Here is an 18,973-nt window from a genome sequence, read left to right on the forward strand (position 1 = left end):
AAGGAATAAGTATTGATGAATAAATTTATATTGCAACATTACTTTCATTCTACTATTTTTGAACCTCTATTTTAGTGATGTCAGAATTAGCAACAAGAGATATAACGTATTTACCGGGTGTTGGTCCTAAAAAGGCCGACTTACTGCGAAATGAATTAAAAATTCAGTCGTATGAGGATTTGTTATACCATTTTCCATACAAATACATCGACCGCAGCAGAACTTATAAAATCAGAGAAATTAACAACACAGCTTCTCACATTCAGTTAAAAGGTAAAATTGTTGGTTTAAATACAGTAGGTGCAGGAAGAACACAAAGACTTGTAGCTAAATTTGCTGATGACTCAGGAGTTATTGAATTGGTTTGGTTTAAGTTTATCAAACAAATAAAAACAGGCTTAGATCCCAATGTTGAGTATATTATATTTGGTAAACCTTCTGAATTCAATCATACCTATAATATTGTACATCCAGAAATGGAAAAGGTAGATCCTAACAAACCTAAAATTGTTTCGGGATTACAGGCCTTTTACCATACTACAGAAAAGATGAAAAATAATTATTTAAGTTCAAAAGCCATCCAAAAGATGCAACAGAACATTTTTCTATCTTTTCAGGGATCTATATCCGAAACATTGCCTTCCTATATCATTCAGCAATATAAGTTAATGATATTGGATCAGGCACTGCGTACGGTTCATTTCCCAAGAAACAGTCAGGAGTTACAACAAGCTCAATTCAGGTTAAAATTCGAAGAGCTATTTTATATACAACTAAATATCCTTCGTTTAAAAACACAACGAACAAGAAGTATAAAAGGACATATATTTTCTACCGTAGGAGATTATTTTAATCATTTCTTTTTTCATAACCTTCCATTTGAACTCACCAATGCTCAAAAAAGAGTTATTAAAGAAATTAGAAATGATGTTGGTTCTGGCAGACAATTAAATCGTCTTTTGCAAGGTGATGTTGGTAGTGGAAAAACCATGGTTGCCTTAATGGTGATGTTAATTGCTTTAGATAATAATTACCAGGCTTGCCTGATGGCTCCAACTGAAATATTGGCTACTCAACACTTTGAATCCATCATGGAATTATTAAATGGTATGGATTTAAATGTGAAACTATTAACCGGCTCCACAAAAAAGAAGGAACGCGAAGTTATTCACTCAGGACTGCAGTCTGGTGAAATTCAAATATTAATAGGTACACATGCCCTACTCGAAGATGTAGTTCAATTTAAAAACCTGGGAATGGTTATTATTGATGAACAACACCGTTTTGGAGTGGCTCAACGTGCTAAACTGTGGAAGAAAAATGACATTCCACCTCATGTACTGGTTATGACAGCCACACCAATTCCACGTACTCTGGCTATGACAGTATATGGCGATTTGGATGTATCAGTTATTGATGAACTCCCACCAGGTAGAAAACCCATTGAAACCAAACACTATTTTCATAACCGCAGGAACAACCTGAATAAATTCATTAAAGCAGAGATAGAAAAAGGTCGTCAGATTTATGTGGTTTATCCTTTGATTGAGGAATCAGAAAAAATGGATTTTAAAAATCTGGCCGAAGGGTATGAATATATGCAAAGTGCTTTTCCTGAATACAAAACCACTATGGTTCATGGAAAGATGAAACCATCAGAAAAGGATGCTGCCATGCAGGAGTTTGCTTCTGGCAAGGCGCAAATTTTGGTTGCTACTACTGTTATAGAGGTTGGTGTTAATGTTCCCAATGCTTCGGTAATGATTATTGAAAGTGCAGAACGCTTTGGACTTTCGCAGTTACACCAGCTAAGAGGACGGGTTGGCAGAGGTGCCGAGCAAAGCTATTGTATTTTAATGACCGGCCACAAACTTGGTGAAGACACTAAGAAGCGAATGAACATTATGGTGGATTCGAATGATGGTTTTGAAATTGCCGAGGCTGACATGAAATTAAGAGGACCTGGTGATTTAGAAGGTACACAACAAAGTGGATTGCCTTTTGAGCTTAAAATAGCCAATATAACCAGAGACTCTCAACTGCTGCAACATGCACGTAATGTGGCAAATGCCATACTCGAAAAAGATGCAAATCTTGAAAGCCCGGAAAATCAGGTACTAAACCGCCAACTCACAAAGTTAGCGCGTCAAAAGATGAACTGGAGTATGATTAGTTAGTCATACGAATTAATACAGATTCATTTTTCTACTACATTATTATCTTTCCTTAACAAATATCTTTTTCTGCATTTAAATAATTGCACTATCTTTTGCTGCATAAGAACACATATTTAATATGATATTTGCAGCCGTACATATAGACCCATTATTTTCGAAATTTGTAATACTATCGTGTATCGTTATAGTAATTGGATTTTTATTAAGATTACTCAAACAACCCTATATGATAGCCTATATTATTGTAGGTATAATAGTTGGGCCTTATGGAGTTGGTTTTGTTAGTGACGAAGAACTGATATCCAATCTGGGATCATTAGGTTTGGTACTACTGTTATTTTTTATTGGTATGGAGATCCGGCTCCCTCAGCTCCTCAACAACTGGAAAGTGTCTATTATTGGTACATTGATGCAGGTATTTGCAAGTTTGTTAATCATTTGGTTGCTTAGTTTTTACTTTAACTGGAGTACGAGTCAGGTAGTTATGTTTGGTTTTGTGATTAGCTTAAGCAGTACAGCTGTAATTGTTAAAATACTTCAGGAAAGAGATGAAATCAATAGCAAGGCTGGTCAGTATGCTTTAGGGATTCTTATTGCACAGGACATACTGATTGTACCTATGTTGATACTCTTAGGCTATTTAGGTGGTCACAGACCCGATAAAAGCGAACTGATTAAGCAAATAATTGGTGGTATACTCATTATTGGCATGATCATTTTTTTAGTTAGAAAGAAAGAAATTAAACTTCCATTTCAAAAATACATTCAAAAAGATCATGAGATGCAGGTTTTTATTGCTTTTTCATTATGCTTTGGGTTTTCAACAATATCTGCCTTCTTTCAGTTATCTGCCGCACTGGGAGCATTTATAGCTGGCATTTTAATATCTGCCACAAGATCAACAGAATGGGTGCACAACAGCCTTTCTGCATTTAAAATTTTGTTTGTAGCACTGTTTTTTATATCAATAGGAATGATTATCGACCTAAACTTTTTAAAAGATAATCTATACACAATAGTTACTTTACTTATTGTAGTTTTTATTTTAAATAGTATCATTAATATTTCTATGATCCGGTTCTTCTGTAAGGATTGGAAAATTACTCTGTATGTAAGTGCACTCTTATCACAAATAGGAGAATTTAGTTTTATTTTGGCAGCTACCGGATATCAATCTGGTATTATTAAGGAATATTCCTACCAAATAACCATAAGTACAATCGCTCTCACCTTACTTTTTAGTCCATTATGGATTAATTTAACTAAAAAGGTAACAAATCAATTTCATGTGTTCGCACACAAAAATAAAACAGCCTAAATTAGAGCACTTTTAATTAAAGAAATATTTCTTTATAACAACCAAACTATCAACACATAACATGATTTATTTCACTTTTTTTAAGTTTTAGAATTTTTTTTTTGACTAACTTTTTAAAATTGCAATCTCTACTTTACACTATCCATCAAGGTTTTGCAATGTCCAAGTAGCAATTCTATTTATTTATACCAATTCCAAATAGAGAAATACACTTTCACATACTACCTTATTAATTACATTTGTCCAGAATTTTCCCTGAAAAATCATGTCGGAAGTAAGATTAGTAGAGCATACAGGATACGTTGAGGAAATCAACTCAAACCAGGTTAAAGTTCGCATTATCAGCGAATCAGCCTGTGCTTCATGTCACGCAAAAGGTGCATGCACCGCTGCAGATATGAAAGAAAAACTTGTTGATGTATACACTAACCAAAGCTCCCTTTATAAACCAGGTCAAAAAGTAACTATTCAAGGTGAAAAATCTCTAGGCTTGAAAGCTTCACTACTGGCTTATATATTCCCGTTTATTTTAGTATTTGTTGTTTTGTTCGTTAGTTACGGACTAACAAAAAGTGAAGGAATTGCAGGTATTACCTCGCTGATTATTCTTATTCCTTATTTCATTGTAATTAAATACATATCCCCTCAATTACAAAAAACCTTTACGTTTAAAATAAAAGAGTAGAATTAAATCATATAACATGAATGTAGTTATTATAACAGTTTTAACACTTGCTATTTTGGGTACTGTAGCTGCCCTCGTGCTCTATTTTGTAGCACAAAAATTTAAGGTGTTTGAAGACCCAAGAATTGATCAGGTGGAGGAAGTTTTACCTGCAGCTAACTGTGGAGGCTGTGGTTTCCCCGGCTGTAGAGCTTTTGCTGAAGCATTGGTAAAAAGCGATGACATATCGGATTTAAATTGTCCGGTGGGGGGCGCTGAAACCATGAAAACTGCAGCAGGAATTTTAGGTAAAGAAGTTGCTGCATCAGATCCAATGATTGCCGTTGTTAAATGTAACGGAACATGTGAAAACCGCCCAAGAACAAATAAATACGACGGAGCTACCTCTTGTGCTGTTGCGGCTTCCCTATATGGAGGAGAAACGGGTTGTAGTTACGGTTGTTTAGGTTGTGGTGATTGTGTTGAGGCTTGTACTTTTGATGCTATTCACATGGATGAAAAAACTGGTTTACCGGTGGTTAATGATAAATGTGTGGCTTGCGGAGCCTGTGTGGACGCTTGTCCTAAAAACATCATTGAACTTAGAAAAGCCGGTCCTAAAGGACGACGAGTTTTTGTATCATGCATTAACCAGGACAAAGGTGGAGTTGCTAAAAAAGCTTGTTCAGTAGCTTGTATTGGCTGTAAAAAATGTCAAAAAGAATGTCCTTTTGATGCCATTACTGTTGAAAATAACATCGCATACATTGATTACAACAAATGTAAACTTTGTCGCAAGTGTGTTGCCGTTTGCCCAACAGGAGCCATTCACGAGGTGAATTTCCCTCCTAAAAAGGCTAAGCCAGCTACAGAAAAACCAGCTGCGCCAGCAAAAACAGAAGCTACATCAAATGAAAACAAAACATCTTCGGATATAAAAAATAAGGAGGAATAAATCGTGCTTAAAACATTTTCGCTTGGAGGAATCCATCCTCCTGAAAACAAATTTTCGGCAGGTAAAAAAATTGAAGCATTGCCGATTCCTACGCAAGTAGCTATTCCTATTGCTCAACATATTGGTGCTCCTGCAAAACCTATTGTAAAAAAAGGGGATCAGGTTAAAGTTGGTACATTAATAGCAGAATCTGCTGGTTTTGTTTCAGCAAACATACACTCATCTGTTTCTGGAACAGTTGCAAAGATTGACGATATCGTTGATGCAAGCGGATATAAAAAACCTGCTATTATCATTGATGTAGAAGGAGACGAATGGGAAGAAACCATTAATAAATCAGCTGATTTAATTAAAGAAATATCTGCTGCTCCAGAAGAGATTATTAAAAAAATTGCAGCAGCTGGAATTGTTGGATTGGGTGGTGCTACTTTCCCATCGCATGTAAAATTATCTGTTCCTCCGGGAAAAACATGTGATGTATTAATTTTGAATGCTGTTGAGTGTGAACCTTATCTTACTGCCGATCATCAGTTAATGATGGAAAAAGGTGAAGAGATTATGGTTGGAACTCAAATTTTAATGAAGGCTTTAAATGTTGACAAAGCAATCATTGGAATTGAAAACAATAAAAAAGATGCCATTGCTCATTTAACAAAACTTGCAACTTCTTATCCCGGAATTACTATTGAACCACTTAAAGTTCAGTATCCACAAGGAGGTGAAAAGCAGTTAATTGATGCTTGTATCAAACGTCAGATTCCTTCAGGAAAACTTCCTATAGAAGTGGGAGCTGTTGTACAAAACGTTGGTACTACAGTAGCTGTATATGAAGCGGTACAGAAAAACAAACCTCTATTTGAAAGAGTAGTTACTGTTACTGGTAAATCAGTTTCTAAACCATCGAACTTCTTAACCAGAATAGGAACTTCAATCAATACTTTAATTGAGGCTGCTGGTGGATTACCTGAGGATACTGGTAAAATTGTTGGCGGTGGCCCTATGATGGGTAAAGCTTTAACAACAACTGAAATTCCGGTTACTAAAGGTAGCTCTGGTGTATTGATCATTAAAAATGAAGAGGCTAAACGTAAAAAAATGCAAAACTGCATTAAATGTGGCAAATGTATTTCAGCATGTGCAATGGGACTTGAGCCTTACTTATTAATGACTGTTTCTCAGAAAGGTGTATGGGATAGAGCTGAACAAGAAAAAATCATGGATTGTATTGAATGTGGTTCATGTAGTTATACTTGTCCATCTCAACGACCATTACTTGATTACATCCGTTTAGGAAAAGGAAAAGTAGGTCAGATTATGCGTAGCCGTACAAAATAATTTAAGTAAAAGAACTTAGACAAATAATAAGATATGAGCACATTAACTATTTCACCTTCACCGCACGTTCACAGTGGCGATAGCGTGAAAAAAAATATGTATGGAGTAGTAATTGCCATGATTCCGGCTTTACTTTTCTCTGTATACAACTTTGGAATTGGATCTCTGTCTGTAGTCATCACATCTGTTTTAGCTTGTGTTATTTTTGAATATGTTATTCAGAAATATTTGTTAAAAGGAGATGTAACCATAACAGATGGATCAGCTGTTATTACAGGATTACTATTAGCATTTAACTTACCATCATTTATTCCTATCTGGATTGTAATTATTGGTGCTTTAGTTGCCATAGGAATTGGTAAAATGTCATTTGGAGGCTTGGGAAATAACCCATTTAACCCGGCTTTAGTGGGTAGGGTATTCTTATTAATTTCATTTCCTGTACAAATGACTGCATGGGTTAAACCAGGAGCTTTCCCAATGTCGATAGCTGATATTACTTCAGGTGCAACACCTCTTGGAATTATGAAAGAAGGTTTAGCTACCGGAGCTACAACAGAACAGTTAATGCAGAAACTACCTAGTTATGCTGATATGTTTTGGGGATTCACTGGTGGTAGTGCCGGTGAAATGGCTGGAGCAGCAATCATCTTAGGTTTAGTTTTTATGTTAGTTCGTAAAATTATTACCTGGCATATTCCAGTTGCTGTTTTAGGTAGTGTTTATATTTTCTCAGCAATATTACACCTTGCAGATGCAGCTGTTTATGCGCCACCAACATTCCACTTATTATCAGGAGGAGTATTATTGGGTGCTGTGTTTATGGCAACCGATTATTCCAGCTCTCCAATGAGTAACAAAGGAGGTATTATTTTCGGAATAGGAATTGGAGTTTTAACTGTCATCATTAGAGTTTTCGGAGCATATCCTGAAGGTATTTCATTTGCAATTTTAATTATGAACGCCTTTGTTCCTTTAATTGACAGATATGTTAAACCTAAACGTTTTGGTGAAAAACCTGCAGTTGCAAAATAAGTGTAAATCATGGCAAAAACAGAATCAACATTAGTAAACATGGTACTTGCATTGCTTATTATTACAGCAATTGCAGGAGGAACGCTTGGAATGGTTTACAAAGTAACTAAAGAACCAATTGCTGTAGCTAAATTAGCAAAGCAAAAGAAAGCAATAGAACAAGTAGTTCCGGGATTTGATAATAACCCTACGGAAGAAGTGTATGAACTTGAATCAAAAGAGGGATATAAACTAAAAGTATTTCCATGTAAAAAGGGAGAAGAGCTTTTAGGTGTTGCGATTTCTTCTAAAACAGATAAAGGTTTTGCAGGAGAAATTAAAATTATGGTTGGTTTAAAACCAGATGGAACCATCATTAACTATTCTGTACTTGAGCATCAGGAAACACCTGGTTTAGGTTCTAAAATGAACGACTGGTTCAGAATGGATAAAGGAAACCAATCTATACTTGATAAAAATCCTTCGAACACTAAAATGGTGGTTTCTAAAGATGGTGGTGATATCGATGCCATTACTGCTGCTACAATTAGTTCAAGAGCTTTTTTAGATGCGATTATGGTTGCATACAATACATATACAGAACAAAACGACAGCAGCGATGCAACAAGCGGAGCAACTGTTAAGAAAGGAGGTCAATCATGAATCAGTGGAAGAATTTTTCTAAAGGTTTTTTTAAAGAAAATGCTGTTTTCACATTATTGTTGGGGATGTGTCCAACTTTAGGTGTAACATCATCTGCAATTAATGGACTCGGAATGGGATTAGCAACTACGTTTGTTCTTATTATGAGTAACCTTGTGGTTTCACTGGTTAAGGACTTGATCCCTGATAAAGTTCGTATTCCTTCATTCATCGTAATTATTGCATCTTTCGTAACTGTTGTTCAATTATTAATGCAAGCATACTTACCTGCTCTTTTTGAGTCATTGGGACTATTTATTCCATTGATCGTAGTAAACTGTATTGTACTTGGACGTGCAGAATCATTTGCATCTAAAAATGGTTTTGTTTCATCAATGATTGATGGTGCAGGTATGGGATTAGGTTTTGCCATGGCATTAACAATCCTTGGTAGCGTAAGAGAGTTTCTTGGTAGTGGTAAAATATTCGGAACAATTATTTATCCTGAACAATATGGAATGTTAGTTTTCGTATTGGCTCCGGGAGCTTTTATCGCATTGGGATATTTAATTGCAATTATTAACAAATTAAAAAAAGCCTAAGAAATGGAATACGTATTAATATTTATATCGGCCATATTTGTTAATAACATTGTATTGGCCCAGTTCCTTGGAATTTGCCCATTCCTTGGTGTATCAAAGAAGATTTCCACAGGTATTGGTATGACAGGTGCGGTTACTTTTGTAATGGTAATTGCCACTATTGTTACTTACTTGTTACAAAAATATGTACTTGATGCTTTTCATGTAGGATACCTGCAAACCATATCTTTTATTTTGGTTATTGCAGCATTAGTACAATTGGTTGAGATCATCCTTAAAAAGGTGAGTCCTCCACTTTATCAGGCACTTGGTGTATTTTTACCATTAATTACAACAAACTGTGCGATCCTTGGGGTTGCTATTATGACTATTCAAAAAAATCTTAACTTATTACAAGCTGTTGCTTTCTCAACTGCTACTGCAATTGGTTTTGGTTTGGCATTAATCATTTTTGCCGGTATTCGCGAGCAACTTGAATTGGTTGACCTTCCAAAGGGTATGAAAGGAACTCCAATAGCATTACTTGTTGCCGGAATCTTAGCGCTTGCGTTTATGGGTTTTGCAGGATTAGTGTAACATACGGACTTATTGAATTGAGATATTGCCCCTGTTAAAACAGGATATTTAAAAGCTGCATTAAATTAATGCAGCTTTTTTTGTGATTTTTTAGGTATAAAACGTAACTCACTCCATAATGCCTGTTAATTACCTCTTATTTTTTATTAGTTTTGCACTTTAATGACTTAACATTGAAAAATGGCAGAAAATAAGAATCAAGACCTTAAGAACTTAGGCGAATTTGGATTGATTGATCATCTTACAAAAGATATTGAAATTAAAAACGACAGCACTATTACCGGCGTTGGTGATGATGCTGCTGTACTTGATTATAACAACAAACAAACTGTTGTAACAACTGACTTATTACTTCAAGGTATTCACTTTGATTTAGTATATACCCCACTAAAACATCTTGGTTATAAAGCCGTAGTAGTTAACATCAGCGACATTTATGCGATGAACGCCACCCCGAAGCAAATAATTGTTTCAATTGGTATCAGTTCAAGGATGAGTCTGGAGGCTGTTGATCAGCTTTATGATGGTATAAAACTGGCTTGCGAAAAATACAATATTGATTTAGTTGGCGGAGATACAACCACATCTTTAACAGGATTAACTATCAGCATCACAGCTATTGGAGAAGCGAATAAAGATGATATTGTATATCGAAACGGAGCTAAACCTAATGATTTAATCTGTATTACAGGAGATTTAGGTGCTGCTTATATGGGATTACAACTTTTAGAGCGCGAAAAAAGAGTTCATGATAAGAATAATGCAGTTCAACCAGATTTATCCGGTTATGATTACATTCTTGAACGTCAGTTAAAACCTGAAGCCCGAAAAGACATTATTGAATTCCTGAAAGAAATTGATGTTAAACCTACATCAATGATCGACCTATCTGATGGCTTATCATCTGACATCATGCAGATCTGTAAAAATTCGAAAACAGGATGTAGAATTTACGAAAATAAAATTCCAATTGATCACGCTACCTCATTAATGGCAGAAGAGTTGAATATGAATCCAACGGTTGCTGCTCTAAATGGAGGAGAAGATTTTGAATTACTGTTTACGATTTCTCTTCAGGATTATGAAAAATTCTCAAAAGAAACAGAACTAAAAATCTACACTATTGGCCATATTACAGAAGAAAGTAAGGGTAAATATCTTGTAACAAACGGCGATCAGGAAATTGAGTTACAAGCGCAAGGCTGGAACAATGAGTAACTATCAATGAGCAATGAACAAACAAAACCTAAATTGCGAGTAAAAATATAGCATATAAAAAAGCTTTTGCATTTTCTGTATTGATTTACAGAATTTGTAAAAAACTAAAAGAAGACAATAAAGAATTTGATATATCAAGACAATTACTAAGAAGCGGAACTTCCATAGGTGCTAATCTAGCCGAATCAAATGGAGCTATTTCTAAGGCAGACTTCTCAAATAAAGTAAGTATTGCCTATAAAGAAGGATTAGAAACAAAATATTGGCTTGAACTAACAAAAGAAGTAGAACTAATAAATGAAGATGATTTTATTATAGCATATAACTCAGTAGACGAAATATGTAAAATTTTATTTAGCATCATTAAATCCACTAGAATAAATAATAATAATTGATCATTGGTCATTTTTAATTGAAAGAAATGTTTGAATATATAAAAGGTCACATCATAGAATCCAGTCCAGCACATTGCATTGTAGAAAACAATGGTTTAGGTTATTTTATCAATATTTCAGTAAATACCTTTACCAAACTACAAAATCAAAAAGAGATACAGTTATATTTATACGAACAAATCAGAGAAGATGCTCATAACCTGTATGGTTTTTACGAAACCTCAGAGCGAAACATTTTTGTTCATCTGATATCTGTAAGCGGAATTGGTGCCAATACAGCCAGAATGATGTTATCTTCTATGTCTCCGGGAGAAATTCATGAAGCCATATCTTCCGGCAACGTGAATCTATTAAAAGGTATCAAAGGAATTGGTGCCAAAACAGCCCAAAGAGTCATTGTTGATTTGGCTGATAAATTAGGAAAAGAGCCTGTAGACCAAAAAATATTTGCAGAACCAAACAATACAATAAAAGAAGAGTCGTTATCTGCTTTAGTAATGTTAGGATTTGCTAAGAACAACGCTCAAAAAGTTGTTGACAAAATTATATCTGCCGAACCAACTATTAAAGTTGAAGAGTTGATTAAAAAAGCGCTGAAAATGTTATAGGTATATTTTTATTATTGCAAAATCCAACCACCTAATAGTAACCATTAATAAAATCAAACTTGAGAAAAGTTTATAGATATATATTTAATAACCAATTATATTTAATACTGATCTTGCTTTTAGGGTTCAATTCCGTAAATGCAGGTAATGTACATCCTCCGTTGATACAGGAGCCAGACTCCTTGACTCAGGAAACCAGGTATCCCTCTATTTCCGGAGAATCAAACAATCCATTTATTAAACCGGAACAAAAAAGTGCCATACAGCTCCAAAATTCCGAGAATTTTAAATACACAACAAGTTACAATCCTCAAACAGGAGAAGTTTCCTTTTACAGAAAAATTGGAAATGTAAATGTCCGCTTACCATACACAATGACACTTGAAGAATATCTTGATGAAGATGTTCGTAAATCTATGTTGGCTTATTGGGAAGGACGTGCACGCACTGTTGATTCAAACGACAAGTTTTCAATATTTAATCCTTCTTTTAGTTTAGGAAGTGAATTAGATAATCTTTTAGGAGGAAACTTAATCAATATAAAACCACAAGGCAGAGCTGAATTAAAGATTGGTGTAAACCAAACAACCATAGATAATCCAACTCTTCAGGAAGATCTTCGAAAAACAACCACCTTTGATTTTGAAGAGAAAATTCAAATGAATATCCAGGGTAGCATTGGTGATAAATTAAAACTTGGCATTAACTACAACACGGAAGCTACCTTTGAGTTTGAAAATGAAATGAAGTTGGAGTATGAAGGTAAAGAAGACGATATTATTCAGTCTATTGAGGCAGGTAACGTTTCTTTATCTCTTCCGGGAACTTTGATTACTGGAAGCCAAAGTTTATTTGGTATAAAAACAGATCTTCAGTTTGGTAAATTAAGTGTAAGTGCAATTGCCTCTCAGCAAAAAGGTGAAACAACAGTTTTGGATGTTCAGGGAGGTGCTCAAAAACAGGAATTTGAAGTTGCCATTAATGAATACGATAAAAACAGACACTTCTTCTTATCAAACTTTTTTAGAGATTTATACAACGAAGCGCAGAGTTCATATCCATTAAGATCAAGAATCAGTATTCAAAAAATTGAAGTTTGGGTAACCAATACCGCCGGTAATTACGATGATGCCAGAGATATTATTGGTTTTATGGATATTGGTGAAAACAACAACAATATCTATAATACAAATCTTTGGTCGCAAACATCAACAGACAGAAACCCCGCTAACGGTACAAACAACCTGTACAATGAAATGAATACCACGTATTCTGCTATCAGAGATATCAATCAGGCTACACAAACTTTAAAAACTTTAAGCAACAGCGGATTTGTAAGCGGACAGGATTATGAAAAAATAGAAAACGCACGCTTACTATCTCCATCAGAATACTCATTAAATAGTCAACTTGGTTTTATCTCCTTAAACAGTTCATTAAATAGTGACGAGGTATTAGCCGTTGCATTTGAATATGATTATAATGGTCAAACCTACACGGTTGGTGAATTTACAAATTCAGGAAATGAGGCAAGTACATCTTTATACTTAAAGCTGTTAAAAAGTACCAACCTCTCTCCTTCTGTTAAGCCAACCTGGGATTTGATGATGAAAAACATTTATTCCATTGGTGCCTACCAGGTCAACAGAGAAGATTTTGAGTTTGATATCGCCTATGTGGATGACTCAACGGGTGCTTACATCAATTACCTGCCGGAAACAGACATCTTTGCAAATCAGGAAGACAGTATTCCACTGATATTGAGAATCATGAATCTGGACAGATTAAATGATATCCTTGATCCTATTCCTGATGGTGTTTTTGACTATATAACTAATCAAACCATATTACCTGAAAACGGTAGAATTATATTTCCGGTACTGGAACCCTTTGGTTCTCATTTAGAAGAAGTGATTAACAGCAGTACCGCAATATCTTCAAACCGAAAAAGTGAACTGGTAGATAAATATGTATATCAGGCATTATACGACTCTACCCAAACATCAGCAACACAAATATCCGAAAAAAACAAATTTTGGCTAAGAGGTACCTACAAATCAAGTACAAGTAGCGAAATTGCTTTAAATGCTCAAAATATTCCACAAGGATCAGTAATTGTGACAGCTGGAGGAATTAAACTGACAGAAAATATTGACTATACAGTAGACTATTCTTTTGGTACTGTGAAGATTATAAACCAGGGCTTACTTGAAAGTGGTACACCTATCAAAATTTCACTCGAAAGTCAAAGTTTATTTAATCTTCAAACAAAAACCTTATTAGGTACCCACTTAAATTATCAGTTTAACGAAAATTTTAACGTAGGTGCTACTATTGAGTATTTAAGAGAACAACCTCTAACACAAAAGGTTAATATCGGAGATGAGCCAATTGCTAACACCATTTACGGATTCAACACATCTTATTTCACCGAATCGCAATGGCTAACTAATGTATTAAATAAACTTCCTGGTTTACAAACAACAGAACCATCCAGCATTTCGTTTGAAGGTGAATTTGCTCAAATTTTACCTGGCCACCCTAATATCATCGGAGCTCAGGGACAAGCATACATTGATGATTTTGAGGGAACTGAAACATCCATTGATATGCGAAACTGGACTGCATGGAGTTTGGCCAGTCCGCCTCAGGGACAGGAGGAATTAATTCCTAATGCAGGTAAAATTAATGATATTTCATCAGGATATGACCGTGCAAAAATAGCCTGGTACAGTATTGACCCTTTATTTTTCAGAAATAACCAATACACACCAAATCATATTGCAAATGATTTAGATGAGCAATCAAATCATTATGTAAGAATCATTTACGAAAAAGAAATTTGGCCAGAGAAACAATCTGAGTATGGTCAGCCTACAAATATTTCGGTACTTAACTTAGCCTACTATCCACAAGAAAGAGGGCCTTATAACTATGATACCGATATCAATCAGGATGGAGAATTAAATACTCCTGAAAAAAGATGGGGTGGTATTCAACGCTCTATTGAAACAAATGATTTTGAAGCGGCAAACGTAGAGTTTATCGAATTCTGGGTTATGGACCCATTTATTTATAACGATGATCCAAATCGTGCCGGTGATTTATATTTTAACTTAGGTAATGTTTCTGAAGATGTTTTAAATGACTCTCGTAAGTTTTTTGAACAAGGCCTTCCTGGACCTGATGAAACTTCTGAAGTAGATCAGACTGTTTGGGGTAATATTCCTACTAAAACAAGTTTGGTAAGTGCTTTTAGTAATGAACCACAGGCTCGTTTAATGCAGGATATTGGTTTTGATGGTTTAAATGATGAACAAGAGCTTGCTTTTTATCAGGATTATATCAACTCCATTAACAACCTCTTAAATATGGGGCAATTAACCGATGAAGCCTATCAAAATATCATGAATGACCCTTCATCAGATAATTACCATTACTTCAGAGGAAGTGATTTTGATGGTGACAGAACAAATATTCTGGATAGATATAAAAACTTTAACGGTCCTGAAGGAAACTCAGTGCCATCTGAATATTCACCAGAAGGATACTCAACTGCCGCAACATCTATACCTGATCAGGAAGATATAAACGGGGATAACACTTTAAGTGAAACCGAAAGCTACTACCAGTACAGAGTCCGTTTAGATCCTCAGAACATGCATGTTGGTGAAAATTTTATTACGGATATAAGAACAGCAGATGTAGATTTAAAAAACAACACAAAAGAAGAGGTGAAATGGTATCAATTCAGAATACCAGTAGCAGCTCCAGACAAAACAATCGGTAATATCTCAGATTTTACATCCATTCGTTTTATGAGGATGTTTTTAAATGGATTTGCAGATACAACCGTACTTCGTTTTGCTAGTTTAGATTTAGTAAGAAGTGAATGGAGAAAATACGGAAATGATCTTCTTGAAAGAAATGAAACTTTAATTGAAAACGAAAATACAACATTTACAACCGGAGCTGTTAACATTGAAGAAAATGCTCAACGTACTCCTGTAAATTATGTACTTCCTCCGGGAATTGACAGAGTAATTGACCCTGCTAATCCTCAAATCAGACAATTAAATGAACAATCCATTACATTAAAAGTAGCGAATTTACCTAAAAACGACCGTCGTGCTATTTATAAAACCGTTAATCTAGATATACGTCAATATGGTAAATTAAGAATGGAAGTTCACGCCGAAGAGATGGATGAAGGCTCAATCGGAGATAATAAAGTAAGAGCCTTTATTCGATTAGGTAGCGATAGTAAAGACAACTACTACGAATACGAAGTTCCTCTTGAAATGACAGCACATGGTGGTGCCATGAGTGATGAAGAAGTATGGCCTGAGAATAACCAGTTTAATTTTGATTTGAGCCTGTTACAAACGGTTAAATTACAAAGAAATCAAAGTTCTACTTCATCAAGTGAGGTATATATGATTCAGGATGGCGATAACTGGGTTAAAATTAAGGGTAATCCAAACCTGGGTAACATTAAAACAATTTTACTCGGTGTTAGAAGTACCGTAGCAGAGAAACCTGTATCATTTGAAACCTGGTTTAATGAACTTCGCTTAACTGATTTTGAAGAAGAAGGTGGCTGGGCTGCAAATGCCAGAATGAACATAAAACTTTCTGATTTAGGTAATGTTTCGTTAGCCGGTAACACTTCAACTGTTGGTTTTGGTAGCGTGGATCAAAGTGTTACAGAAAGAAGTCAGGAAGATTTTTATCAATATGATATTGCAACGAATCTGGAACTTGGTAAATTCTTAGGAGCCAATTCCCGCCTGTCGGTTCCTTTTTATTATTCACAATCAAAAGAAGTTACAACTCCTGAATATTATCCTCTTGATCCGGATATTAAAATGGATGTTGTGCTTGATAATGCGAATACAAAATCGGAAAGAGATAGTATTAAAAATCTATCTCAGGATGTGGTAACAAGACAGAGTATCAACTTTACAAACGTGCGTCTTAAACCTAAAAAGGACAGTAAAAAAGCGAAGATCTATGATATCTCTAACTTATCAACGACTTACGCATACAACGAAACCAAGTCGCACGATGTAAATACTGAAAAGGCTATTGATAAGGACTTTAAAGCTGTTATTGCTTATAACTTTACCAACAGACCCAAAAATTACCAGCCTTTTAGTAAGAGTAAAGCATTAAAAGGTAAAGCTTTTAAAATTATTAAAGACTTTAACTTTTATCTAATGCCAACTCAGATATCGTACAGAACGGAAATGCTGAGGGATTATAAGCAAACTCAACTGCGTAATGTAAATAATCCGGATTATAAGATTCCTATTACTATTAGTAAGAATTTCAATTGGAACAGGTATTTTGATTTAAATTACAACTTAACTAAATCTCTTAAATTTGATTTTAGTTCTGCAACCAATGCCCGTATTGATGAACCGGAAGGAATTGTAGACCGAGATGCATACAAAACAGAATATGAACTTTGGAAAGATTCTGTTCTTACCAATATTTTAAATGGAGGTAGAACAACCAATTACCAGCACAATTTTAATGCAAACTATAATATCCCAATTAATAAGCTTCCTTATTTAAACTGGGTTAACTCAAACATCAGATATTCAGGAAAGTATTCATGGGAAATAGAACCACAATCTACTGATGATGATATTGAATGGGGTAATACAATCAGTAATGGTAACAACATACAGGGAACTGTTAATCTTACCATGAATACACTGTATAATCAATCTAAATATTTAAAAGGATTGTCGCGCAAATATTCCAATAACAAGGGGAATAAAAATCAGAAAAGGACAGTTCGTTATAATAAAGATGGTATTACACTAAAAAAAGGAGAATCCTATATTATAAACCACAAACTCAAAACTACTGATGTCAGAGTCAGGATGTTTGATAAAAATGGCAGAACAGCCAGGGGTAAAATAGTACAGATCAACGACTCCAAAACAGAATTTGTTCCGGAAGCTGACTATGATAATGCCAGAGTTATGGTGAGCGGTACTGTTGAAGATAAAACTACAGTATTAAATATGATTGTAGACCACTCTGCAATGGTATTAACCGGAGTTAAAAATGTAAGTTTAAGCTATACTGAATCAAATACAACTATACTTCCCGGATATCTTCCCGATTCCAGGTTTTTAGGAACATCAACCTACAATGGTTTTAATGCTCCTGGTTATGGTTTTATTTCAGGACTTCAGGACAGACGATTTGCACAAAAAGCAGCAGATAAAGGATGGATAACCATTGATACCATCAATAATCCATACATCATGACTGAAATGAAGGATCTGACGCTTAAAGCATCCATTCAACCAATTAATGGTTTAAGAATTGATCTGAATGCAAACAGAAGATATGCAAATAATATGCAGGAATACTATTATCAGGATGGTGGTTCTTTTAATGCGTACAACACTCGTGAAAGTGGGAGCTTTTCAATGACTTACAATATTATCCGCACTGCCTTTAAAGATGTGGGTAAAAGTGGTACGTTTGAATCAGAAACCTATAATAAGTTCTTACAAAACAGATCTAAAATAGCTGGCAGACTAGTGAATAAAAGATTAGCTGCAAATGCCAATTATATTTCAGATGCTATTGCAATGAATCCGGAAAATCAAAATCCGAATGGATATAGTTTAAATTCACAAGATGTGCTAATTCCAGCCTTTTTATCGGCATATAGCGGAACAGATCCGGATAATATCTTTACAACATTATTCCCGTCTGCTTTCTTAATGCATCCGAACTGGAGAATAACATACAATGGGCTTTCTAAAATTGACTTTTTCAAAAAGTATATTCGCTCATTTGACATTAGCCATACTTACAAATCAAATTATACATTAAGCTCGTATGCATCAAACTCTGATTATTATGAAGACTACTCAGGAATCAGTTGGATAAGAGATGTTCAGGAGAATTTCATCTCCCAATATCAGGTAAATGCAGTAACTATTACGGAGTCATTTCAACCTTTGATTGGTTTTAACATCACCTGGAACAATAGTTTAATCACTAAATTTGAGGTGGCTAAATCAAGAGGCTTGAGTCTTAGCTTAACAAGTAACCAGCTTGTAGAAAACTATGATGATAAATTTACGGTTGGTTTAGGGTATCGTTTTGATAAGATGGATATGATTCTTGGTAGTGGCAGAGGTGCTAAAAAAATGTCAAGTGATTTAAATTTAAGCCTTGATTTATCGATCAAAGATAATATGTCGCTTATTCGACAAATAGAAGACAATACAAGCCAATTAACTGCTGGAGGTAAAATTACAGCCATTAACTTTACTGCAGATTATGTATTAAGTGATAAATTTAGCATGCAGGTGTATTATGACAGAACTGTAAATAATCCGTACATTTCAACATCATACCCAACAACAACAAGTAACTTTGGAGTGAGCTTTAGTTTCTCGTTATCACAGTAAAGGTTTGTTAACCTGAGTTAA

General features: G+C 34.9%; 13 protein-coding genes. All 13 read left to right on the forward strand.

Going from position 1 to position 18,973, the window contains the following annotated elements:
* The first annotated feature begins 77 nt into the window (after positions 1–77).
* The 13 genes from recG (at position 78) to sov (ending at position 18,952) form a co-directional block, all read left to right on the forward strand.
* Positions 78–2,177 carry an ATP-dependent DNA helicase RecG gene (recG, locus tag OM075_RS06155; RefSeq protein ID WP_301189611.1) on the forward strand — a complete coding sequence of 700 codons (2,100 nt, stop codon included), beginning with the start codon at positions 78–80 and terminating at the stop codon, positions 2,175–2,177.
* A 118-nt stretch (positions 2,178–2,295) separates the two neighbouring features.
* Positions 2,296–3,495 carry a cation:proton antiporter gene (locus OM075_RS06160; RefSeq protein WP_301189612.1) on the forward strand — a complete coding sequence of 400 codons (1,200 nt, stop codon included), beginning with the start codon at positions 2,296–2,298 and terminating at the stop codon, positions 3,493–3,495.
* 265 nt (positions 3,496–3,760) lie between these two features.
* On the forward strand, positions 3,761–4,180 hold the full coding sequence (locus tag OM075_RS06165; protein ID WP_301189613.1) for a SoxR reducing system RseC family protein: 420 nt from the start codon (positions 3,761–3,763) through the stop codon (positions 4,178–4,180).
* 16 nt (positions 4,181–4,196) lie between these two features.
* The gene (locus tag OM075_RS06170) at positions 4,197–5,114 is read left to right on the forward strand and encodes a Fe-S cluster domain-containing protein (protein ID WP_301189614.1); all 918 of its coding nucleotides are present in this window, start codon (positions 4,197–4,199) and stop codon (positions 5,112–5,114) included.
* Positions 5,115–5,117: 3 nt separating this feature from the next.
* On the forward strand, positions 5,118–6,449 hold the full coding sequence (gene rsxC / locus OM075_RS06175; protein ID WP_301189615.1) for an electron transport complex subunit RsxC: 1,332 nt from the start codon (positions 5,118–5,120) through the stop codon (positions 6,447–6,449).
* A gap of 33 nt (positions 6,450–6,482) precedes the next feature.
* Entirely contained in the window at positions 6,483–7,484 is a 1,002-nt protein-coding gene (locus tag OM075_RS06180; RefSeq protein WP_301189616.1) for an RnfABCDGE type electron transport complex subunit D, read from the forward strand.
* A gap of 9 nt (positions 7,485–7,493) precedes the next feature.
* The gene (locus tag OM075_RS06185) at positions 7,494–8,126 is read left to right on the forward strand and encodes an RnfABCDGE type electron transport complex subunit G (RefSeq protein ID WP_301189617.1); all 633 of its coding nucleotides are present in this window, start codon (positions 7,494–7,496) and stop codon (positions 8,124–8,126) included.
* Positions 8,123–8,707, forward strand: coding sequence for an RnfABCDGE type electron transport complex subunit E (locus OM075_RS06190; RefSeq protein ID WP_301189618.1), 585 nt, complete (start codon positions 8,123–8,125; stop codon positions 8,705–8,707). Before OM075_RS06185 ends, OM075_RS06190 begins: the two co-directional genes overlap by 4 nt.
* A 3-nt stretch (positions 8,708–8,710) precedes the next feature.
* Positions 8,711–9,283, forward strand: coding sequence for an electron transport complex subunit RsxA (rsxA, locus tag OM075_RS06195; protein WP_301189619.1), 573 nt, complete (start codon positions 8,711–8,713; stop codon positions 9,281–9,283).
* A 180-nt stretch (positions 9,284–9,463) separates the two neighbouring features.
* Complete coding sequence (thiL, locus tag OM075_RS06200) at positions 9,464–10,501, forward strand: thiamine-phosphate kinase (protein WP_301189620.1); 1,038 nt, start codon at positions 9,464–9,466, stop codon at positions 10,499–10,501.
* A 47-nt stretch (positions 10,502–10,548) separates the two neighbouring features.
* Entirely contained in the window at positions 10,549–10,896 is a 348-nt protein-coding gene (locus OM075_RS06205) for a four helix bundle protein (RefSeq protein ID WP_301189638.1), read from the forward strand.
* A gap of 26 nt (positions 10,897–10,922) precedes the next feature.
* Complete coding sequence (gene ruvA, locus OM075_RS06210) at positions 10,923–11,504, forward strand: Holliday junction branch migration protein RuvA (protein ID WP_301189621.1); 582 nt, start codon at positions 10,923–10,925, stop codon at positions 11,502–11,504.
* A 59-nt stretch (positions 11,505–11,563) separates the two neighbouring features.
* Positions 11,564–18,952: a T9SS outer membrane translocon Sov/SprA gene (gene sov / locus OM075_RS06215; protein WP_301189622.1), complete on the forward strand. Its 7,389-nt coding sequence runs from the start codon at positions 11,564–11,566 to the stop codon at positions 18,950–18,952.
* Positions 18,953–18,973: the final 21 nt, after the last annotated feature.

Source organism: Plebeiibacterium sediminum, assembly GCF_026013605.1.
Lineage (GTDB): Bacteria > Bacteroidota > Bacteroidia > Bacteroidales > Marinilabiliaceae > Saccharicrinis > Saccharicrinis sediminus.